The organism is Cedecea sp. B1(4) (assembly GCF_059414925.1).
Window position 1 is genome coordinate 1 of sequence record NZ_JCAHMZ010000016.1, and the last position, 21,364, is coordinate 21,364.

A 21,364-nucleotide genomic window follows, 5' to 3' on the forward strand; every position below is an offset into this window, starting at 1 on the left:
TGGAGGCGCATTATAGGGAGTTCTCAGAGCCTGACAACCCCTAATTTGAAAAAACTTTCTGACCGCTCACTTTCCAGGCTAAAAGTATAAAACCCAGCCAGAAATGACTATTTTACAAACAAAAACGAGCCCGGGCAGGCTCGTTTTTTACGTTGAGTGACTTACTGCACGGCCACAATGCGGTCGTCTTTGACTTCCAGCTTGATTGTTTTTCCAGGAATCAGCTCACCGGAAAGGATTTGCTGAGCCAATGGGTTCTCAATTTGCTGCTGAATAGCGCGTTTCAACGGACGAGCACCGTAGACCGGGTCGTAACCGTTCTCGCTGATGAGCTTCAATGCGTCGTCAGAGATACTTACGCCATAGCCACGCTCTTCCAGCCGTTTGTAAAGACGCTGCAGCTGAATCTGAGCAATAGAAGCAATATGGCGCTCCCCAAGAGGATGGAAGACAACAACCTCATCAATACGGTTAATGAACTCCGGACGGAAGCTTTGGCTAACAACGCCCAGCACCAGATCCTTCATATGGCCGTAATCCAGTTCACCGAAACGCTCCTGAATTAAGTCTGAACCAAGGTTAGAGGTCATAATGACAACCGTATTACGGAAATCAACAGTACGGCCCTGCCCATCGGTAAGACGGCCGTCGTCCAGAACCTGCAACAGAATGTTAAACACATCCGGATGCGCTTTCTCTACCTCATCCAGCAGAATAACGGAATAAGGACGGCGACGAACGGCTTCCGTCAAATAGCCACCTTCTTCATAACCGACATAACCCGGAGGCGCACCCACTAGCCGCGATACAGAGTGTTTCTCCATAAACTCGGACATGTCGATACGCACCATCGCATCATCACTGTCGAACATAAAGTTCGCTAACGCTTTGCACAACTCAGTCTTACCTACCCCGGTTGGCCCCAGGAACAGGAACGAGCCTATTGGGCGATTAGGATCGGACAATCCAGCACGGCTACGACGAATCGCGTTAGAGACAGCTTCGACGGCTTCATCCTGACCAATCACACGCTGATGAAGCTCTTTTTCCATACGTAATAGCTTGTCGCGCTCCCCTTCCAGCATTCTGGCTACCGGAATCCCGGTCCAGCGAGCCAGGACTTCGGCGATTTCTGCATCCGTCACTTTATTACGCAGCAGACGCATGGTTTTCCCTTCGCTTTGGGTTGCCGCGGCCAGCTGTTTTTCCAGCTCTGGAATTTTGCCGTACTGCAATTCAGACATGCGGCCAAGGTCACCCACGCGGCGAGCCTGCTCAATTGCGATTTTCGCCTGCTCAAGTTCAGCCTTAATAGTCTGCGTACCTGACAGCGAGGCTTTCTCCGCCTTCCACTCTTCTTCCAGCTCCGAATACTGACGTTCTTTATCTTCCAGCTCTTCATTCAACATGCTGAGACGTTTCTGACTGGCTTCATCAGATTCTTTCTTCAAAGCCTGTTGTTCCAGCTTGAGCTGAATAATACGGCGGTCAAGACGATCAAGCTCTTCCGGCTTGGAGTCTATCTGCATACGAATGCTGGATGCGGCCTCATCAATGAGGTCGATAGCTTTATCTGGCAACTGGCGATCGGCAATATAGCGGTGGGACAGCGTAGCTGCCGCGACAATCGCCGGGTCGGTAATTTGTACATGGTGATGCAGCTCATAGCGTTCTTTCAGCCCACGTAGAATCGCAATGGTGTCTTCTACAGAAGGCTCTGCTACAAACACTTTTTGGAAACGGCGCTCAAGCGCAGCATCTTTCTCTATATATTGACGGTATTCGTCAAGCGTGGTCGCGCCAACGCAGTGCAGTTCACCACGAGCAAGCGCCGGCTTAAGCATGTTCCCGGCATCCATTGCGCCATCGGCTTTACCTGCGCCAACCATGGTATGTAGCTCGTCAATAAACAGAATGACGTTGCCTTCCTGCTTAGCGAGATCGTTGAGCACACCTTTCAGACGCTCTTCAAATTCACCCCGGTATTTGGCACCGGCCACCAGCGCGCCCATATCCAGCGCAAGCACTCGTCGGCCTTTCAAGCCTTCAGGGACTTCGCCATTAATGATGCGTTGTGCAAGCCCTTCGACGATGGCAGTTTTACCGACGCCCGGTTCACCAATCAGTACCGGGTTATTTTTGGTACGGCGCTGCAATACCTGGATAGTACGGCGAATTTCTTCATCACGGCCGATTACCGGGTCCAGCTTGCCTTGTTCAGCTAGCTCAGTTAAATCAACAGTGTATTTCTTCAATGCCTGACGTTGGTCTTCGGCACCTTGATCGTTCACGCTCTCCCCTCCACGCATTTGCTCAATCGCGGCGGTGACGTTGGCTGGCGTTGCGCCTACGGCTTTCAGCAGGTCGGTCAGAGTGCCGCGTGAGTCAAGTACCGCCAGAACAAACAGCTCTGACGAAATAAAATTGTCGTTTCTTTTTTGTGCAAGTTTGTCGCACAGGTTCAGTACACGCACCAAATCCTGAGAAGGCTGGACGTCGCCGCCGGTGCCTTCTACCTGTGGCAGACGGCTTAATGCCTGCTCGATGTCGGTACGTAATTTGCCCGCGTTGACTCCCGCAGAGGTCAGTAACGGACGCACAGATCCCCCTTCCTGATTGAGCAGAGCGCTCATCAGATGCAGAGGTTCGATGAATTGATTGTCGTGCCCAAGAGCAAGAGATTGGGCATCGGCGAGAGCAAGCTGGAATTTATTGGTAAGACGATCCAGACGCATAACTCCTCCCATAAACAGGTCAAATTTGCTACTGGAGATTAAATGAGGTCATCCCTCAATTATTCAAGGTTAATGACCTGAAATATATGAAGCGCGAGCTATCCGCACTGGATCGTCTTGATTCGATAGGTTATATCAGCCAGATGAAACTTGCCATACGACCCGTTGTTCTGTCGCGGCGGTATGAGAAGAAATCGCCACTTTCGGTCCAGGTACAGCGGTCGCCGCCGTACACCTGCGTAACACCCACGTTCGCCAGCCGCTGCCTTGCAAGCTGGTAGATATCAGCATAGTACTTTTCGCCTGCTGCGCGGAAAGCATTTGCCGCTGTTTGATCCTTTGCCATAAAGGCTTCGCGGACTTCCGGTCCCACCTCAAATGCCTCAGGGCCAATTGCCGGCCCGAGCCAGGCGCGAATACTCTGCGGGCGATCCTGAAAACAGGCTACAGTCTCTTCGAGTACACCTTCACATAAACCGCGCCAGCCGGCGTGCGCTGCCGCGACTTCGGTTCCAGCCTCATTACAAAACAGCACCGGCAGACAGTCCGCCGTCATCACTGCGCAAACCGTCCCCGGCGTATTGCTATAAGAAGCATCCGCTCGCTTTGAGGCATATGGCTCGCCCGTTAGCTTCAACACAGTTTTCCCGTGGACCTGCTCAAGCCAGACCGGCTTCGAAGGCAAGCCTGCGGCTGCGTAAAATAGCCGACGATTCTCTTCAACATCAGCCAGATCGTCGCCGCAATGGGCACCCAGATTCATCGAGTCATACGGTGCGACGCTAACGCCACCCACGCGGGTTGAGCTACAGGCAGCAACGCCTGCAGGAAGAGGCCAGTGCGGGACGATCGTTTTGGTCATAGCCAGTCCAGTTGGTCTTTATGGGTTTCGGTATCAGCGCGTAGAGCTTCGATCAGTTCAACCATATCCTGTGGGATTGGCGCGCTCCACTCCATCAGAATACCACTGATAGGATGGTACAGGCGCAGCATGGTTGCGTGTAAGGCCTGGCGATCAAACTTACGCAGTACGCTGACGAACTCTTCCGATGCGCCTTTCGGCGGACGAGGACGGCCACCGTAAAGCTGATCGCCCACCAGCGGATGGCTGATATGCGCCATGTGAACGCGGATCTGGTGAGTACGGCCGGTTTCCAGACGTAAACGCAGTCGCGTATGCACACGGAAGTGCTCCATAATGCGATAGTGAGTGACCGCCGGTTTGCCCATTGGATGCACTGACATGTGGGTACGTTTAGTTGGATGACGGCTGATTGGTTCTTCAACCGTACCACCACCGGTCATATGACCAATTGCAACGGCTTCGTACTCACGGGTAATTTCTCGCAGTTGAAGCGCTTCAACCAGGCGAGTTTGCGCCGGGACAGTTTTTGCCACAACCATCAGGCCGGTGGTGTCTTTATCCAGACGGTGAACAATACCCGCACGAGGCACATCCGCAATTGGCGGGTAATAGTGCAGCAATGCATTGAGCACAGTACCGTCCGGATTGCCTGCACCGGGGTGCACAACGAGGTCGCGTGGCTTGTTGATCACCAGAATATCTTCATCTTCGTAGACGATATTCAGTGGGATATCCTGAGCCTCCCAGCGGACCTCTTCTTCAATTTCAGCATTGATGGTTACGCTTTCGCCACCCAACACTTTCTCTTTCGGCTTGTCCCAGACAACGCCGTTGACCGTAACTCGCTGGTCAAGAATCCATTCTTTTATGCGCGAACGCGAATAATCCGGGAACAATTCGGCCAATGCCTGATCTAAGCGTTGACCCAGTTGTGAATCGGACACCGTTTCGGTGAGTTGTACTAGTTGTGCCATAGACAGCTTCTTTCGTTAACGTTGGGTTTTACGGCAATGCCGTTTAATATAATGTGCTATTGTAGCTGGTCTTTATCGGGAGCCGGAACACGAACTCTCCCGGAAATAACATTACTTAGGAAAGTCAAACGTCATGACGCGCATGAAATATCTGGTGGCAGCGGCCACGTTGAGCCTGGCTTTGGCTGGTTGCTCCAGTTCCAAGGATGAGGTTCCTGATAATCCGCCTTCTGAGATCTACGCGACTGCCCAGCAAAAGCTGCAGGACGGTAACTTTAAAGCGGCGATAACGCAACTGGAAGCGCTGGATAACCGCTATCCATTCGGCCCGTACTCTCAGCAAGTGCAGCTCGACCTGATCTACGCCTACTACAAAAATGCGGACTTACCGCTGGCTCAGGCGGCGATCGATCGCTTTATGCGCCTCAATCCAACTCATCCAAACATCGACTACGTACTTTACATGCGTGGCCTGACGGACATGGCGTTGGATGACAGTGCGCTGCAGGGCTTCTTCGGCGTTGACCGTTCCGACAGGGATCCACAGCACGCACGCGATGCCTTTAACGACTTCTCGAAGCTGGTGCGCGGCTACCCGAACAGCCAGTACGTTACCGATGCGACTAAACGTCTCGTGTTCCTGAAAGATCGCCTGGCGAAGTATGAACTTTCCGTGGCGCAATATTACACGAAACGCGGCGCGTGGGTGGCAGTAGTTAATCGCGTAGAAGGTATGCTGCGTGATTATCCTGACACTCAGGCCACCCGTGATGGCCTGAAGCTGATGGAAAATGCCTACCGCGAGCTGCAGATGCCGGGTCAGGCAGAGAAAGTCGCGAAGATCATTGCCGCCAACAGCAGCAACACCTGATCGACAATATAACAAGAAAAACGGCAGCCTCGGCTGCCGTTTTTTTATCTGCCGACGCGAAAACTGAAACGGTTTAGCGTCAGGTCATCCCATCAAATATGGACGTGATTTCTGATAACCACAAGCCTTAAAAGCACATACCCTGTCCTGCCTCACAAAAAGGTCTCCTTGACAAAAAGTGACAAAATAACGTGATTTACATCACACATTTTGACATTAAGAACGGTATGCTGGAGTTACCAAGACGGCAAAGACAAGAGGTAAATTTATGACAATGAACATTACCAGCAAGCAAATGGAAATCACCCCAGCTATTCGCCAGCATGTCGCCGACCGTCTCAGCAAACTGGACAAGTGGCAAACTCATCTCATTAATCCACATATTATCTTGTCCAAAGAGCCTCAAGGTTTTGTGGCTGATGCCACGATTAACACACCGAATGGGCACCTCGTAGCCAGTGCCAGACATGAAGATATGTATACGGCTATCAACGATTTGATCAACAAACTGGAGCGGCAGTTAAATAAAGTGCAACACAAAGGTGAAGCACGTCGCGCAGCAGGTTCAGTGAAAGACGTGTCCTTCGCAGAAGCAGAAGCTGACGAAGAGTAATACATCACTCTCCTTCCACTCACCGCAACGCGCCTCCGGGCGCGTTTTTTATTGACAGAACGAAAACAGAGCAGGTACTTTACCTCTCAGATTCCTCAGGAAACCTGACATGAAACTTTTCCCGTTCTTCTTCGCATTCTTTTTTACCTTCCCCTGACTGGGAGGCAATTCGTCGTGTGATAAAGAATGCGAAGACGAACAAACAAGCCTCCCAACCGGGAGGCTTTTTTTATGGACACCGAAAAGGTAGCGTTATGACCGAAATTAATCCGTTGCTGGCCCTGCGCGATAAAATCAGCGCGCTGGATGAAAAGCTGTTAGCCCTGCTGGCAGAGCGCCGCCTGCTAGCGGTTGAAGTTGGCAAAGCCAAACTCGCTTCTCACCGCCCGGTACGCGATATCGATCGTGAAAGAGATTTACTGGAACGCCTGATTACTCTCGGTAAAGGTCACCATCTCGATGCCCACTACATCACGCGCCTGTTCCAGCTCATTATTGAAGATTCTGTTCTGACCCAGCAAACTCTGCTGCAGCAGCACCTGAACAAAACGAACCCTCACTCTGCCCGCATCGCTTTCCTCGGCCCTAAAGGTTCTTATTCTCATCTTGCTGCGCGCCAGTATGCCGCGCGCCACTTTGAGCAGTTCATCGAAAGTGGCTGTGCCAAATTCCACGACATCTTCAATCAGGTGGAAACCGGCCAGGCCGATTACGCTGTAGTGCCAATCGAGAACACAAGTTCGGGGGCCATTAATGACGTCTACGATCTACTGCAGCACACCAGCCTGTCGATTGTCGCCGAAATGACTGTGCCGATTGACCACTGCGTATTGGTTTCCGGTTCCACCGCTCTCGAGGAAATCCAAACGGTTTATAGCCATCCTCAACCTTTCCAGCAGTGCAGCCAGTTCATTAATCGCTACCCACACTGGAAAATTGAATACACCGAAAGTACCTCTGCCGCGATGGAAAAAGTCGCTCAGGCCAACTCTCCTCACGTTGCCGCTCTGGGCAGCGAAGCCGGCGGCGCACTTTATGGCCTGCAGGTGCTGGAACGTAACCTCGCGAACCAGACCCAGAACATCACCCGCTTCATCGTTCTGGCTCGTAAGGCCGTCGAGGTGTCCGATCAGGTACCAGCGAAAACCACGCTGCTGATGGCGACTGGCCAGCAGGCCGGTGCCCTGGTAGAAGCACTTCTGGTATTACGCAACCACAGTCTGATCATGACTAAGCTGGAATCGCGCCCAATCAACGGCAACCCGTGGGAAGAGATGTTCTATCTGGATATTCAGGCAAACCTGAAAGATGAGAGTATGCGTAAGGCGCTGCGCGAGTTGGGGGAAATCACTCGCTCTCTGAAAGTGCTCGGCAGCTACCCAAGCGAAAACGTGGTACCGGTCGACCCGGCCTGATAACAATGCCAGCCCGGCTAAAACCGGGCTGCACAAATCACACTTCCCGAAACTTCAGTTTTTCCATTCCGGCCACCGTAACGCGGAGGGTGAAAAGCGCCCCGGAAAGCGGTAATCGGGCCACTTCATCTTCGTCCATGTTTTCTCTGGTGGTGGTAATAAACAGCGTTTTCATATCGTCGCCGCCAAAACAGACCATAGTCGGGCAACGCACGGGCAAGCGATGCTCTTCCACAATCTCACCCTGAGGAGAAATGCGCACAATGCGGTAGCCATCAAACAACGCCGTCCAGTAATAGCCTTCGCAATCCATCGCCGCGCCATCAGGAATGCCCTCACCTTCGGCAAACCGCCTGAAGACTTCACGTCGGCCTGGCTCGCCTTGCTCATCCAGCGGCGTGCGGTAAATCACGGCATTGGGCGTGTCAGAGGTATACATCCATTTGCCGTCCGGGCTAAATGCAAGCCCGTTTGCGCCATGAATATCATGCTGAACTACATGCGGCGTCAAATCGTTATCCACCCGGCAGAGTAGCGCGCCGTTGTAATCCCCTGGCCCCCAGAACGTGCCGGCATAAAAACGCCCCTGTCTGTCGGTGCCGCCATCGTTGAAACGCGCCAAATCCGGGTTACTCGGGTTATCACAGACTTTGCCCACGATCAGCCCGGTATTATTGGTTAACCAGATACCGCTGCGCATCGCCACAATAAATCCGCCGGACTCACGCAAGGCAAAGCAGCCTACTTCTTCAGAAAACTGAATAACGTCATGTTTGCCGCTGGCCAGATGGTAGCGGTGGATTTCATTCTCCAGAATATCCGTCCAGTAGAGGCAGCCTTCTTCTGCACTCCACGTAGGGCATTCGGGTAAGTGACCGGTATAGTCGAACAGCAACTGCGGCTCAGCCATTTCAGGGATCCTTTTGACAAACAAAAAAGCCAGCGGGCAAAATCCCACTGGCTTTTGATTATAAGACCTTTTGGCACCTACTGACGGTTATCATTTGCCTGTCGTAACAGAACGCGGCTCTCATTCTGGAAACGCTGCGCGTAATCCCCGAACCAGTGCTCCACTTTCCGGAAGCTGTCGATAAACGCCTGCTTGTCGCCATGTTCCAGCAGGCCGATCGCCTCGCCGAACCGTTTATAATAACGCTTGATCAGCGCCAGGTTACTTTCCGACGACATGATGATGTCGGCATAAAGCTGCGGATCCTGGGCAAACAGTCGGCCCACCATCGCCAGCTCCAGCCGGTAAATCGGCGAAGACAGCGCCAGCAGCTGTTCAAGCTGCACATTTTCTTCCGCCAGATGCAGGCCATAGGCGAAGGTCGCGAAGTGGCGCAACGCCTGAATAAACGCCATGTTCTGGTCATGCTCAACCGCGCTGGAGCGGTGCAAGCGCGCACCCCAGACCTGAATCTGTTCCAACAGCCACTGATAGGCTTCAGGCTGACGACCATCACAGTAGACCACAACCTGTTTTGCCAGGCTGCCGCTGTCCGGGCCAAACATCGGGTGCAGGCCAAGAACCGGGCCCGAATGTACGGCAAGCATCGCCTGCAGCGGGCCATTCTTCACCGACGCTAAATCCACCAGGATGCAGTCCGCCGGCAGCGGAGGCAGCTTAGCGATAACCTGCTCGGTAATATGAATCGGTACGCTGACAATCACCATGCCCGCATCGGCCAGCAGCGCCGGTGCTTTGTCCCAGTCTTCTTTTTCAAGAATACGAACCTGGTAGCCGGAAAGCGTCAGCATTTTTTCAAACAGACGGCCCATCTGGCCACCGCCGCCAACAATCACCACCGGACGCAAAGCAGGATGCAGAGTTTTAAAGCCCTTGTCGTTCTCGCTGGAGTACGACTCGCGCATCACGCGGCGCAGCACGTCTTCAATTAAATCCGGTGGAACGCCCAGAGCCTCAGCCTCTTTGCGGCGAGACGCCAGCATGGAGGTTTCTCGCTCCGGCACATAAATCGGCAAGCCGAAGCGACTTTTTACTTCACCCACTTCCGCTACCAGTTCCAGCCGCTTAGCCAGCAAATCCAGTAGCGCTTTATCTACTTCGTCGATTTGATCGCGCAGTGCGGTCAATTCTGCCACCATAGTAAACCTCTTATGCCTGACGAGCCGCCAGCACGCCGCTCAGATCTTTATGGATCTCACGCAGCAGGCTGTCCGTAGTTTCCCAGTCGATGCATGCATCGGTAACGGACACGCCGTATTTCATTTCGCTACGCGGCTGCTCTGATGATTGATTCCCTTCATGGATATTACTTTCAATCATCAGGCCAATAATAGAGCGGTTACCATCTTTAATCTGGGCAATGGCGGATTCGGCCACGCCCGGCTGGCGACGGAAGTCTTTATTTGAGTTGCCGTGGCTGCAATCGATCATCAAGGACGGACGCAGGCCTGCTTTCTGCATTTCGACTTCACACTGGGCAACATCCGCCGGGCTGTAGTTAGGCGCTTTACCGCCGCGCAGAATCACGTGCCCATCCGGGTTACCCTGAGTCTGCAGCAGGCAAACCTGACCTGCCTGGTTAATGCCCACGAAGCGGTGCGGCATTGCCGCGGCGCGCATCGCATTAATCGCCGTGCCCAGACTGCCATCAGTTCCATTTTTAAAACCAACCGGCATAGAAAGACCGGAAGCCATTTCGCGGTGAGTCTGGGATTCAGTGGTACGGGCACCAATTGCAGACCAGCTAAACAGGTCACCCAGGTATTGCGGGCTATTTGGATCCAGTGCCTCGGTTGCCAGCGGCAGCCCCAGGCTTACCAACTCAACCAGCAGGCGACGCGCAATTTTCAGCCCTGCTTCCACATCAAACGAGCCATCCATGTGCGGGTCGTTGATAAGCCCTTTCCAACCCACGGTCGTACGAGGCTTTTCAAAATAGACGCGCATCACGAGGTACAGACTATCGCTAACTTGTTCAGACAGAACTTTAAAACGACGAGCGTATTCAATCGCAGCTTCCGGATCGTGGATCGAGCAAGGTCCACAAACAACCAGCAGGCGCGGATCGCGGCCAGCAATAATATTGGAGATCGTCTGGCGGGACTGCTCAATTTGCGCTTCCTGAGCCGCAGTTAGTGGAAATTCCGCTTTCAGCTGGTCCGGCGTGATAAGTATCTGTTCGTCAGAGATATGAACGTTATTAAGCGCGTCTTTTTGCATGATGTCTGTCCTGTATTAGCTCGTTTGCGATAGTCGTTTCCTCGTAGAGGAGGCCTTACTGTAACCGCCGACAGTAAAGATTGCAATCCATTATACGTAAATTAATCGTTACACAACCAATTGAATGCCGCATAGAATCGCCAATTTCGTAAATAAAAAATTACACAAAACATAAAAATGCACATTTTACGGTCAAACTTGCATGACTAAACAAAAGCGCGCGTAAAAATTCATTCCACCTTCTATGCTGATATTATCCCCCACGTGTACGTTTTTCGTGGGGAAACCGATAACGATTTACACCATCATTCCAGGGTTATTCTCGTTATTATTTTGGTTAATCAGGAATATCATCACACCAGGGAATGAATGACGGAAATACGTGGGAGTGATATGCTCAAAGGCAACATCATAAATAATAAAGACTGGCTTCACCGGCCAGGATGCTTTTGGGCTGGTGGCGCGTGAAAACCACGTCTCAACTCCGCGGGCTGACGTTATTTTTAACGTTTATCGTCCTCGCGCTAACGATATTCAGGATGCAAGCTGCACAGGCAACAAGCCCCGTGCTGCCCGACAAAGTCCGCACTACAGTGGCCGGGATTGTCAGCTATACCCGCTGGCCTCAGCTACAGGGGCTTCCAAAGCTCTGCATATTTTCAACGGCAGCCTATGCCACGACGCTAAGCACAAAAAATAGCGATATTTCATATCAACCCCTCCTCGTTCAGTCATCAGACGAGGCACTGCGAGCGAACTGCGACGGGATATATTTTGGTAACGAGTCACCACAACAACAGTTGCAATTAATAGAACGTTATCAATCCCGGCCTTTATTGTTAATTGCCGAGCAGAACCCACAATGCATAATTGGCAGTGCTTTCTGCCTGAATATTAATAATGACGCAGTTTCTTTTTCGGTAAACCTTGATGCCCTCAGCCGCAGCGGCGTCAGGGTGAGTCCGGATGTATTACTGCTGGCTCGGCCAGGGAATAATAGTCATGAATAAGGATTTGACTACGCCGTCACGTCCAACGTTTAAAGGAACGTTACGTAGAATAAGCATAATCAGCGTGGTTATTGCCATGCTGGCTGTCTGGCTGCTGCTTTCCGTCGCTTCGATGCTGACGCTAAAACAGTATGCGCAAAAAAACCTCGAATTGCTGGCGGTGACTGTAAGTCATAGCCTGGAAGCCGCCGTTGTTTTCCGTGATGGCAGCGCGGCCAATGAAACCCTGGCCGTGCTGGGCAAGCAAGGGCAATTCACCGCCGCAAAGGTGGTAGATGTTAATGGTCAGGAACTAACGCACTGGCAGGCAGATAAGCCGTCTCAGCATGACATGGTGAGTGGCCTGGTTACCCGATGGCTATATCCTCATCCGATCAGGCAGCCTATCTGGCATAACGGGAAAATCATCGGTGAAATGCGGCTGATAGGCACGGATGCTACCGTGACTTTGTTTGTCTGGCTCTCATTAGGCGTGCTGACGGCCTGTATTTTACTCGCGTCAGTTATCGCATTAGGCATTTCACGTCATTTACATCGCGATATTGATGCCGCGCTGCAGAATATTACTGACGTTGTCCACGACGTTCGCAGCAACCGTAACTTTTCTCGCCGCGTATCACCGGAAAAAATTGAGGAGTTTCACCTCTTTGCCCAGGACTTCAACAGCCTGCTGGATGAGATGGAAGAATGGCAAAAACAGCTTCAGCTGAAAAATGCTTCGCTGCAGAAAACGGCCCTGCAGGACTCATTGACGGGCCTGGCAAACCGAGCAGCCTTCCGAACCGCGCTGGACAAACTGATTGCAGATCCCGAAATACTCCAGAACAGCGCCTTGCTGTTTATGGACGGCGACAACTTCAAATTTGTTAACGATACCTGGGGACATGCGGCCGGGGATGCTGTGCTTATTGAAGTCGCAAAACGGTTACAGGTGTATGCCAATACGCGCCACCTCGCCTTCCGTCTCGGCGGGGACGAATTTGCCATGCTGCTTCATTCTGTGAATAGCGAAGAACAGGCCACTTCCGTGCTGGAACAGTTAAAAGAAATGGTCGAGCAGCCAATCCTTTTACCAGGCGAGCACTGGGTCACCATGACCCTAAGCATCGGCGTTGCGCTCGCGAAAGATATCACCTCAGCGGAAAGCCTGATGGAAACCGCTGATCGCAATATGTACATAGAAAAAAACAAGCAACGTGAGTTGCTAATAAAACCGCCCCAAAGGGATACATTATGAAAGCTTCACGCTTATTTGCACCGGCAATCCTCTTCTCGTTTCTGTTAACTGGCTGTCAGGCACCGCCATCGACGTTCTCTCCTGAACAGGTTGCCGCGATGCGCTCGTACGGATTCTCTGAGTCAAACGACGGCTGGTCACTTGGGCTCTCAGACAAGATCCTATTTGGTAAAAACCAGTACAAGCTGCAGCCTGAAAGCTACCAGACCATCCAGAGTATGGCCGCCAAACTCTCTGCGACCGGCCTGAAACACGCCCGCATGGATGGTCACACGGATAACTACGGTGAAGACGGCTATAACGAACAACTCTCCCTCAAGCGAGCGAATATCGTGGCAGATGCCTGGGCCGAAGGTGCTCACATCCCACGCAGTAACCTCACAACCCAAGGTTTGGGTAAGAAATACCCGGTGGCCAGCAACAACACCGGCGAAGGCCGCGCGGAAAACCGTCGCGTCGCGGTCGTCATCACCGCCCCCTAATCAAGGCCGATTTAGAGTATAAAAAAGGGCTACCAGATGGCAGCCCTTTCAGTCCGGTGACAAACAGCCGAAAAACGTGGTTTTCGACTGTTTGGGGCAAACAACAAAACACAACTCACATGTTTTTTTTAGCCAGAGTGATTACCTTTACAAGCGCACGATGCTTTCTTTTTCCCATAAAAAAGGGCTGCCAGATGGCAGCCCTTTTATTAGGATGTCGCCTAAGCGAATCTTAGTTAAGACGCTCTTTGATACGAGCAGACTTACCAGTACGCTCACGCAGGTAGTACAGTTTAGCTTTACGAACGGCACCACGACGTTTAACAGTAATGCTGTCGATTACTGGGGAGTGAGTCTGGAATACACGCTCAACACCTTCGCCGTTGGAAATTTTACGAACAGTGAATGCAGAGTGCAGACCGCGGTTACGGATAGCGATAACCACGCCCTCAAATGCCTGCAGACGTTTTTTAGAACCTTCAACGACCCATACTTTCACTTCCACGGAGTCGCCCGGACGGAAGGAAGGTACATCCTGTTTCATCTGTTCTTGTTCAAGTTGCTTAATAATATTGCTCATAATTTATCTCTTATCCTGGGTAAACTGATATTTCCCCGTCATATTTGAAGCTGCATCTGCGCTGGCTGCTCTCCTTCACCCGAATCACTTACTGAAGTAAGCTCATCGGGATTCACTCGCTTGCCATCTTGCTGCAACTCCAACTATTTTGGGGTTAAGGGGGCTTACGCCTGCCCATCATGTTTATGTTGCTGTTGCGTATGCTCTTTTTTGAACTCCGCCAGCAACCTTGCTTGCTCTTCAGTCAGAGCCAGGTTTTCCAAAAGTTCAGGTCTTCTAAGCCAGGTACGGCCCAGCGACTGTTTCAGGCGCCAACGGCGAATCTCCGCATGGTTCCCGGACAATAACACTGCCGGTACTTCCATGCCATCCAACACTTCAGGACGGGTGTAGTGAGGGCAATCCAGTAACCCTTCAGCAAACGAATCTTCGGTTGCCGATGCTTCATGCCCCAGAACGCCCGGAATAAACCGGGAGACTGAGTCAATCAGCGTCATCGCTGGTAGCTCACCGCCGCTGAGAACGTAATCGCCGATTGACCATTCTTCGTCAATTTCGGTTTGGATCACGCGCTCATCGATCCCTTCGTAACGGCCACAAACCAGAATTAACTTCTCATTTGCTGCCAGTTCGCTGACGCCCGCTTGATCAAGCTTGCGCCCCTGAGGTGAAAGATAGATAACCTTAGCACCTTCCCCTGCCGCTGCTTTCGCTGCGTGGATAGCTTCCCGCAAAGGGTTAACCATCATCAACATTCCCGGTCCGCCACCGTAAGGACGATCGTCCACGGTACGGTGCCGGTCATAGGTGAAGTCGCGCGGACTCCAGCTTTGAATGCTCAGCAGGCCATTTTTTACTGCCCGGCCAGTTACCCCGTAATCGGTAATTGCGCGGAACATCTCAGGAAACAGGCTAACGACACCAATAAACACAAGCCAATCCCCACTATGCTAGCGACTACCGTATGATTTCGGAGTTTTAAAAACCAGGATCCCAGTCTACTTCAATGGTTTGAGTAGCGAGATCGACTTTCTTGATAACCTGCCCATCGAGGAACGGAACCAGCCGCTCCTTGATACCAAATGCATCTTTCAGGTTTGCCTTGATGACGAGAACGTCATTCGAGCCGGTTTCCATCATGTCGATGACTTTACCGAGCTGGTAGCCTTGAGTGGTCACTACCTGGCAGCCCATAAGGTCTTTCCAGTAGTAGTCACCCGCTTCAAGAGCCGGCAGTTGCGTTGAATCCACGACAATTTCGCAATTGGTCAGAAGATTCGCGGCATCCCGATCGTCAACGCCTTGCAGCTTGATGATCAGATCCTGATTGTGGTGCTTCCAGCTTTCCAGCTGTACTTGCTGCCACTGACCGCCGCGCTGGATAAACCAGGGCTGGTAGTCAAAAATGCTTTCGGCGTCTTCGGTGGAGGAAAACACTCTGAGCCAACCACGAATACCGTAGGAGGAGCCCATCTTGCCCAACACAATTGGGTTAACAGGAACCTGTGCGGCGAGTTGCTTGCTCATCATGACCACCGTGACAGATTAAGCTGCTTTCTTAGCTTCTTTGATCAGCGTAGCAACGCGATCAGAAACGGTTGCGCCCTGGCCAACCCAATGTGCTACACGATCCAGATCCAGGCGAACGCCTTCTTCTTTCTCGTTAGCGATAGGGTTGAAGAAACCAACGCGCTCAATGAAGCGACCGTTACGTGCATTACGGCTATCAGTAACGACAACCTGGTAGAACGGACGCTTTTTAGCGCCGTGACGTGCTAAACGAATAGTTACCATAACATCCTCTTTAGTGAATAAAACGCCGGGCCCCATCGAGGGATGGAGCCCGGTGTCATATTAAAAGCCCGAAAATTTTACTCATTTCTAGCTAAAAAGCAATCAGCACTTAATAAACTTTGCCTTTTGTGACCGTCGGTGTCGCGGTCAGTTTGGCGTCGGCGTGCGCGCAGAAAGCGGAGCGTACACCCGGTACGTGAGCATTTTGAGCACATCCCGGCGTCAAAATGGCAAGTAAACCAGGTCAATCAGCGGCCAGGGAAACCTGGTGGCATCATCCCTTTCATACCGCGCATCATTTTGGCCATGCCGCCTTTCTTCATTTTCTTCATCATGCGCTGCATGTCGTCAAACTGCTTCAGTAAGCGGTTAACATCCTGCACCTGCATGCCGGAACCCTGCGCGATACGGCGCTTGCGGGAACCTTTGATGATGTCCGGCTGCGCGCGTTCTTTCAGCGTCATCGAGCTGATAATCGCCTCCATACGCACCAGCACTTTGTCGTCCATCTGGGATTTGACGTTATCCGGCAACTGGCCCATGCCCGGCAGCTTGCTCATCATGCTCGCCATGCCGCCCATGTTCTTCATCTGCTTGAGTTGTTCAAGGAAGTCGGTCAGGTCAAAGCCATCGCCTTTTTTCAGCTTGCTGGCGAGCTTCTCAGCCTGCGCGCGGTCAACCTTGCTTTCGATATCTTCAATCAGCGACAGCACGTCGCCCATGCCGAGGATACGGGAGGCAATACGGTCCGGGTGGAACGGCTCCAGCGCTTCGGTTTTCTCCCCCACGCCGAGGAACTTGATTGGTTTGCCGGTGATATGGCGAATAGACAGTGCCGCACCGCCGCGGGCGTCGCCGTCCACTTTAGTCAGCACAACGCCGGTCAGCGGCAGCGCTTCGTTGAATGCCTTCGCGGTATTCGCCGCATCCTGACCGGTCATGGCATCGACCACAAACAGCGTTTCTACCGGCTTAATCGCGGCATGAACCTGTTTGATTTCCTCCATCATCGCTTCGTCAACGTGCAGACGGCCGGCAGTATCCACCAGCAGCACGTCGTAGAACTTCAGCTTCGCTTCTTTCAGCGCAGCGTTAACGATATCGACAGGTTTTTGCTGAGCGTCAGACGGGAAGAAGTCCACCTCAACCTGCTGGGCCAGAGTTTCCAGCTGTTTAATCGCCGCAGGGCGATAAACGTCCGCTGAAACCACCAACACTTTTTTCTTCTGCTTCTCGCGCAGGAATTTACCTAACTTACCGACGCTGGTGGTTTTACCGGCGCCCTGCAGGCCAGCCATTAGCACGACTGCCGGTGGCTGAGCTGCCAGGTTCAGGCTGCTGTTCTCTTCGCCCATCGCGGAAACCAGTTCAGCGCGAACGATTTTGACGAACTCCTGACCCGGGGTCAGGCTTTTATTGACTTCATGCCCCACCGCTTTTTCTTTAACGCGGCTGATAAAATCACGCACTACCGGCAGCGCAACGTCCGCCTCCAGCAGCGCCATGCGCACTTCGCGCAGCGTCTCTTTAACGTTTTCTTCGGTTAGCCGCCCACGGCCGCTAATATTGCGCAGGGTACGCGACAGACGGTCTGTTAAATTATCAAACATGGTATTTTGCCTAACGTGGTCACTGGGGCCGCTGCTCGCGACACAAAACTGAATTTGGCGGATTATATCATGAAGCCGCCTCGGGTGTGATCCAACGGTTGGAGCAGGCGACAGGTAACGTTATACTGGCTTTTTTGTTCTCTGGCCAATTTGACCGACACTTTAATATGCCCGTTTTCGCCATTCTTGCGCTTGTAGCCTACTCCGTCAGCCTGGCGCTGATCATTCCCGGTCTTCTGCGGAAGAACAGCGGATGGCGACGCTTTGCCATTTTGTCCGCCGCTATTGCCCTGGTCAGCCATGCGCTGGCGCTGGAAGCGCGCTTCTTTACCGTCGATGGCGGGCAAAACCTGAGCCTGCTGAACGTAGGATCCCTCGTCAGCCTGATGATTTGTACGGTAATGACCATTGTCGCCTCTCGTAATCGGGGTTGGCTGCTGTTACCGATTGTTTACGCCTTTGCACTGATAAATCTGGCGCTGGCGACCTTTATGCCCAACGAATTTATCACCCATCTAGAAGCCACACCGGGAATGATGGTGCATATCGGCCTGTCGCTCTTCGCCTATGCGACGCTGATCATTGCCGCGCTGTACGCTTTGCAGCTGGCGTGGATTGACTACCAATTAAAGAACAAAAAGCTGGCCTTCAGCGCAGAAATGCCGCCGCTGATGGTGATCGAACGTAAAATGTTTCATATCACCCAGGTGGGCGTTGTCCTGCTGACGTTGACGCTGTGCACCGGCCTGTTTTACATGAAGAACCTGTTCAGCATGGAAAACGTCGATAAAGCCGTGCTGTCGATTCTCGCCTGGTTTGTCTACGTCGTTCTGCTGTGGGGGCACTATCATGAAGGATGGCGCGGCCGTCGCGTGGTCTGGTTCAACGTTGCCGGGGCGGGCATTTTAACCCTCGCTTATTTTGGCAGCCGTGTCCTGCAGCAGTTCGTTAGCTAGTTAATCTCTTAAAGGAAATCACTTTTGGAACACATCTCAACCACCACGCTGATCGTCACCCTGATCATCATGGTGGTGGTGTCCGCGTACTTCTCCGGGTCGGAAACCGGCATGATGACGCTAAACCGCTACCGCCTGCGCCACCGCGCCAAACAGGGTAACCGGGCAGCGAAGCGCGTTGAAAAACTCCTGCGTAAGCCAGACCGCTTGATTAGCCTGGTACTCATCGGGAATAACCTGGTGAATATTCTGGCTTCTGCATTAGCGACTATCGTCGGCATCCGCCTTTACGGTAACGCAGGCGTGGCAATAGCGACCGGCGTTTTAACCTTTGTTGTGCTGGTGTTTGCCGAAGTCCTGCCTAAAACCATCGCCGCCTTGTACCCGGAAAAAGTCGCTTATCCAAGCAGTTGGCTACTCGGCCCGCTGCAGTTCCTGATGATGCCGCTGGTCTGGCTGCTGAATACTATTACCCGTCTGCTGATGCGCATGGTTGGCATCAAGGTTGACAACATTATTAGCACCGCCCTCAGCAAAGACGAGCTGCGAACCATCGTGCATGAATCCCGCTCGCAAATTTCGCGGCGCAACCAGGATATGTTGCTGTCGGTACTGGATCTGGAAAAGGTCAGCGTCGACGACATCATGGTGCCGCGAAACGAAATCGTCGGCATCAATATTAATGACGACTGGAAGTCCATCGTCCGCCAGTTAACGCACTCCCCGCACGGCCGCATCGTGCTGTACCGCGACAGTCTGGATGATGCCATCGGCATGCTGCGCGTCCGCGAAGCCTACCGCCTGATGACTGAGAAAAAAGAGTTCACCAAAGAGGTGATGCTGCGCTCCGCCGATGAGATTTACTTTGTGCCGGAAGGCACCCCGCTCAGCGTGCAGCTGGTGAAATTCCAACGCAATAAAAAGAAAGTTGGCCTGGTGGTAGATGAATACGGCGATATCCAGGGGCTGGTAACCGTAGAAGATATTCTGGAAGAGATTGTCGGTGACTTCACCACTTCCATGTCTCCAACGCTTGCGGAAGAAGTCACACCGCAAAACGACGGCTCGGTCATTATCGAAGGCAGCGCCAACGTGCGAGAACTCAACAAAGCCTTTAACTGGACGCTGCCGGAAGATGACGCCCGCACGGTAAACGGTATGATTCTGGAAGAGATTCAGGAGATCCCGGCCGCAGGAACCCGCATCCGGCTCAGTCAGTACGACATCGATATTCTCGACGTACAGGACAACATGATTAAGCAGGTGCGCGTCACGCCGGTGAAGCCTTTGCGGCAAAGCGTGGAGCAATAGACGTAAAAAAGCCAGCCTCAGGGCTGGCTTTTTACTTTCTGCAATGAATCAGGCTTTGGCTACGGAAACCATCGCGGCACGAATAGTACGGCCATTCAGGGTGTAACCTTTCTGCATCACCATCAGCACGTTATTTGGCGCAACGTCGGCAGATTCAACCATCGCAATCGCCTGGTGCACGTCCGGGTTAAACGGCACGTTAGTCTCGCCCACCACTTCCACGCCGAACTTGCGAACCACATCCAGCATCGACTTCTGGGTCAGCTCAATGCCTTCGATCATTGGGGCTAAATCCGGGTTGGACTTATCGGCTACTTCCAGCGCGCGATCCAGGCTGTCGATAACCGGCAGCAGTTCGTTCACGAACTTTTCCAGGGCGAACTTGTGCGCTTTCTCGATATCCTGCTCGGTACGGCGACGCAGATTAGCTAAATCAGCCTGGTGGCGCGGCTCAATTTCACGCTCGCGCTGCTTCATTTCTGCCAGTTGAGCCTGCAGATTTGCAATCTCTTCGTCGCGCGGATCCACGACATCGGCACCTTCTACGGCCTCGACTTCTTCGTGCTGATCCATGACGATATCTTCCGGGGCTTGCTCGTTAGGTGTTTTCTGTTCTTTACTACTCATGAAATTCTCCGCGTTTTTAGCATTCATCTCGCTGCTTCGCTTATTATGGGGATCAGTTTCAGGGTTTCAAGGGAACCTGTCATATTGTCACAGGAACGTCTGCGAATAAGGACCACCAGGATAATGAACAAACATTTCAACTGCATCGGTATTGTCGGGCATCCGCGTCACCCCACCGCTCTGACCACGCATGAAATGCTCTATCGCTGGCTGTGCGCCAAAGGCTATGAAGTGATGGTGGAACAGCAAATCGCCCAGGAGCTAAACCTCAAGCAGGTGAAAACCGGCACGCTGGCGGAGATAGGCCAGCAGGCTGATTTGGCCGTGGTCGTCGGCGGGGATGGCAATATGCTGGGCGCCGCTCGGGTGCTCGCTCGCTATGACATAAAAGTTATTGGCATCAACCGTGGCAACCTGGGTTTCCTGACCGACCTTGACCCGGACAATGCCCAGCAGCAATTGGCGGACGTTCTTGAAGGGCATTACATCACCGAACGCCGCTTCCTGCTCGAAGCCCAGGTCTGCCAGCATGATACTCCTACGCGCCTCAGTACCGCGATAAACGAAGTGGTGCTTCACCCCGGTAAAGTCGCGCATATGATTGAGTTCGAAGTCTATATCGACGAAATCTTTGCGTTTTCACAGCGCTCTGACGGGCTGATTATCTCCACGCCGACCGGCTCGACTGCCTACTCGCTTTCAGCTGGTGGCCCGATTCTTACGCCTTCGCTGGATGCTATTACGCTGGTGCCGATGTTCCCGCATACGCTGTCTGCGCGCCCGCTGGTGATCAACAGCAGCAGCACCATTCGCCTGCGTTTTTCCCATATGCGAAGTGACCTTGAAATCAGCTGCGACAGCCAGATTGCTTTGCCTATTCAGGAAGGTGAAGACGTACTCATTCGCCGCTGCGACTACCACCTCAATCTGATTCACCCGAAAGACTACAGCTATTTCAACACATTAAGTTCGAAACTCGGCTGGTCAAAAAAATTGTTCTAAAAAACCACCTGGCCACTTTACTGTATATAAAACCAGTTTATACTGTATGAAAACACAGTAACTCAATCTAGCTCTAAATAATTCGAGTTGCA

The 21,364-nt window shown here is 52.5% G+C and carries 22 protein-coding genes and 1 other annotated feature; of the genes, 10 read left to right on the plus strand and 12 right to left on the minus strand.

Annotated features, from left to right (window positions below; genetic code table 11):
* Positions 1-161 precede the first annotated feature (161 nt).
* The 3 genes from clpB to rluD form a co-directional block, all read right to left on the minus strand.
* Positions 162-2,735: an ATP-dependent chaperone ClpB gene (clpB, locus tag ACR6JA_RS21490; protein ID WP_494494407.1), complete on the minus strand. Its 2,574-nt coding sequence runs from the start codon at positions 2,733-2,735 to the stop codon at positions 162-164.
* A gap of 130 nt (positions 2,736-2,865) precedes the next feature.
* Positions 2,866-3,597: a purine nucleoside phosphorylase YfiH gene (yfiH, locus tag ACR6JA_RS21495; RefSeq protein ID WP_494494406.1), complete on the minus strand. Its 732-nt coding sequence runs from the start codon at positions 3,595-3,597 to the stop codon at positions 2,866-2,868.
* Entirely contained in the window at positions 3,594-4,574 is a 981-nt protein-coding gene (gene rluD, locus ACR6JA_RS21500; RefSeq protein WP_008458156.1) for a 23S rRNA pseudouridine(1911/1915/1917) synthase RluD, read from the minus strand. The genes yfiH and rluD overlap by 4 nt, the downstream gene beginning before the upstream one ends.
* Positions 4,575-4,707: 133 nt before the next feature.
* Here rluD and bamD point away from each other — a divergent pair, with 133 nt between their 5' ends.
* From bamD to pheA, 4 genes are all read left to right on the plus strand, one after another.
* A complete protein-coding gene (gene bamD / locus ACR6JA_RS21505; RefSeq protein ID WP_008458157.1) occupies positions 4,708-5,445 on the plus strand; it encodes an outer membrane protein assembly factor BamD in 738 nt (245 codons plus the stop codon).
* A 268-nt stretch (positions 5,446-5,713) separates the two neighbouring features.
* Entirely contained in the window at positions 5,714-6,058 is a 345-nt protein-coding gene (gene raiA / locus ACR6JA_RS21510) for a ribosome-associated translation inhibitor RaiA (protein ID WP_008458158.1), read from the plus strand.
* Positions 6,059-6,166: 108 nt separating this feature from the next.
* Positions 6,167-6,291 (plus strand) — a sequence feature (Phe leader region).
* A complete protein-coding gene (gene pheL / locus ACR6JA_RS21515) occupies positions 6,168-6,215 on the plus strand; it encodes a pheA operon leader peptide PheL (RefSeq protein WP_193216298.1) in 48 nt (15 codons plus the stop codon). (Overlaps the previous feature by 48 nt.)
* A 21-nt stretch (positions 6,292-6,312) precedes the next feature.
* Positions 6,313-7,473 (plus strand): bifunctional chorismate mutase/prephenate dehydratase, encoded by a 1,161-nt coding sequence (pheA, locus tag ACR6JA_RS21520; protein WP_494494405.1) that lies wholly within the window; start codon positions 6,313-6,315, stop codon positions 7,471-7,473.
* A gap of 37 nt (positions 7,474-7,510) precedes the next feature.
* Here the strand turns inward: pheA and ACR6JA_RS21525 are convergent, their stop codons facing one another.
* From ACR6JA_RS21525 to aroF, 3 genes are all read right to left on the minus strand, one after another.
* Positions 7,511-8,383: an SMP-30/gluconolactonase/LRE family protein gene (locus tag ACR6JA_RS21525; protein ID WP_213716511.1), complete on the minus strand. Its 873-nt coding sequence runs from the start codon at positions 8,381-8,383 to the stop codon at positions 7,511-7,513.
* A gap of 77 nt (positions 8,384-8,460) precedes the next feature.
* The gene (gene tyrA, locus ACR6JA_RS21530; protein ID WP_008458161.1) at positions 8,461-9,582 is read right to left on the minus strand and encodes a bifunctional chorismate mutase/prephenate dehydrogenase; all 1,122 of its coding nucleotides are present in this window, start codon (positions 9,580-9,582) and stop codon (positions 8,461-8,463) included.
* Between the two features lie 10 nt (positions 9,583-9,592).
* Entirely contained in the window at positions 9,593-10,663 is a 1,071-nt protein-coding gene (gene aroF / locus ACR6JA_RS21535; protein WP_494494404.1) for a 3-deoxy-7-phosphoheptulonate synthase AroF, read from the minus strand.
* A 539-nt stretch (positions 10,664-11,202) separates the two neighbouring features.
* Here aroF and yfiR point away from each other — a divergent pair.
* Genes yfiR through ACR6JA_RS21550 form a run of 3 tightly spaced genes read left to right on the plus strand, consistent with a single transcriptional unit; the run spans position 11,203 to position 13,392 of the window.
* On the plus strand, positions 11,203-11,673 hold the full coding sequence (yfiR, locus tag ACR6JA_RS21540; RefSeq protein WP_494494409.1) for a regulatory sequestration protein YfiR: 471 nt from the start codon (positions 11,203-11,205) through the stop codon (positions 11,671-11,673).
* Positions 11,666-12,910, plus strand: coding sequence for a diguanylate cyclase DgcN/YfiN (gene dgcN / locus ACR6JA_RS21545; RefSeq protein ID WP_494494403.1), 1,245 nt, complete (start codon positions 11,666-11,668; stop codon positions 12,908-12,910). Before yfiR ends, dgcN begins: the two co-directional genes overlap by 8 nt.
* Positions 12,907-13,392: an OmpA family protein gene (locus ACR6JA_RS21550; RefSeq protein ID WP_008458166.1), complete on the plus strand. Its 486-nt coding sequence runs from the start codon at positions 12,907-12,909 to the stop codon at positions 13,390-13,392. The genes dgcN and ACR6JA_RS21550 overlap by 4 nt, the downstream gene beginning before the upstream one ends.
* Positions 13,393-13,624: 232 nt before the next feature.
* On the opposite strand, the gene rplS is transcribed toward ACR6JA_RS21550, so the two are convergent.
* The 5 genes from rplS to ffh all read right to left on the minus strand — a co-directional run bounded on the left by rplS (position 13,625) and on the right by ffh (position 17,376).
* A complete protein-coding gene (gene rplS, locus ACR6JA_RS21555) occupies positions 13,625-13,972 on the minus strand; it encodes a 50S ribosomal protein L19 (RefSeq protein WP_008458168.1) in 348 nt (115 codons plus the stop codon).
* A 164-nt stretch (positions 13,973-14,136) separates the two neighbouring features.
* The gene (gene trmD / locus ACR6JA_RS21560; RefSeq protein WP_008458169.1) at positions 14,137-14,904 is read right to left on the minus strand and encodes a tRNA (guanosine(37)-N1)-methyltransferase TrmD; all 768 of its coding nucleotides are present in this window, start codon (positions 14,902-14,904) and stop codon (positions 14,137-14,139) included.
* 46 nt (positions 14,905-14,950) lie between these two features.
* A complete protein-coding gene (rimM, locus tag ACR6JA_RS21565; RefSeq protein ID WP_008458170.1) occupies positions 14,951-15,499 on the minus strand; it encodes a ribosome maturation factor RimM in 549 nt (182 codons plus the stop codon).
* A gap of 18 nt (positions 15,500-15,517) precedes the next feature.
* Positions 15,518-15,766, minus strand: coding sequence for a 30S ribosomal protein S16 (gene rpsP / locus ACR6JA_RS21570; RefSeq protein WP_008458171.1), 249 nt, complete (start codon positions 15,764-15,766; stop codon positions 15,518-15,520).
* Positions 15,767-16,014: 248 nt separating this feature from the next.
* Entirely contained in the window at positions 16,015-17,376 is a 1,362-nt protein-coding gene (gene ffh, locus ACR6JA_RS21575; protein ID WP_039297411.1) for a signal recognition particle protein, read from the minus strand.
* Between the two features lie 167 nt (positions 17,377-17,543).
* On the opposite strand from ffh, the gene ACR6JA_RS21580 reads away from it, so the two are divergent.
* Both ACR6JA_RS21580 and ACR6JA_RS21585 read left to right on the plus strand, forming a co-directional pair.
* Complete coding sequence (locus ACR6JA_RS21580; RefSeq protein ID WP_008458173.1) at positions 17,544-18,332, plus strand: cytochrome C assembly family protein; 789 nt, start codon at positions 17,544-17,546, stop codon at positions 18,330-18,332.
* A 24-nt stretch (positions 18,333-18,356) separates the two neighbouring features.
* Positions 18,357-19,643, plus strand: coding sequence for an HlyC/CorC family transporter (locus tag ACR6JA_RS21585; RefSeq protein ID WP_039286882.1), 1,287 nt, complete (start codon positions 18,357-18,359; stop codon positions 19,641-19,643).
* A 48-nt stretch (positions 19,644-19,691) separates the two neighbouring features.
* Here the strand turns inward: ACR6JA_RS21585 and grpE are convergent, their stop codons facing one another.
* Complete coding sequence (gene grpE, locus ACR6JA_RS21590) at positions 19,692-20,270, minus strand: nucleotide exchange factor GrpE (RefSeq protein ID WP_008458175.1); 579 nt, start codon at positions 20,268-20,270, stop codon at positions 19,692-19,694.
* 123 nt (positions 20,271-20,393) lie between these two features.
* Here grpE and nadK point away from each other — a divergent pair, with 123 nt between their 5' ends.
* The gene (gene nadK / locus ACR6JA_RS21595; RefSeq protein ID WP_008458177.1) at positions 20,394-21,272 is read left to right on the plus strand and encodes an NAD(+) kinase; all 879 of its coding nucleotides are present in this window, start codon (positions 20,394-20,396) and stop codon (positions 21,270-21,272) included.
* Positions 21,273-21,364: the final 92 nt, after the last annotated feature.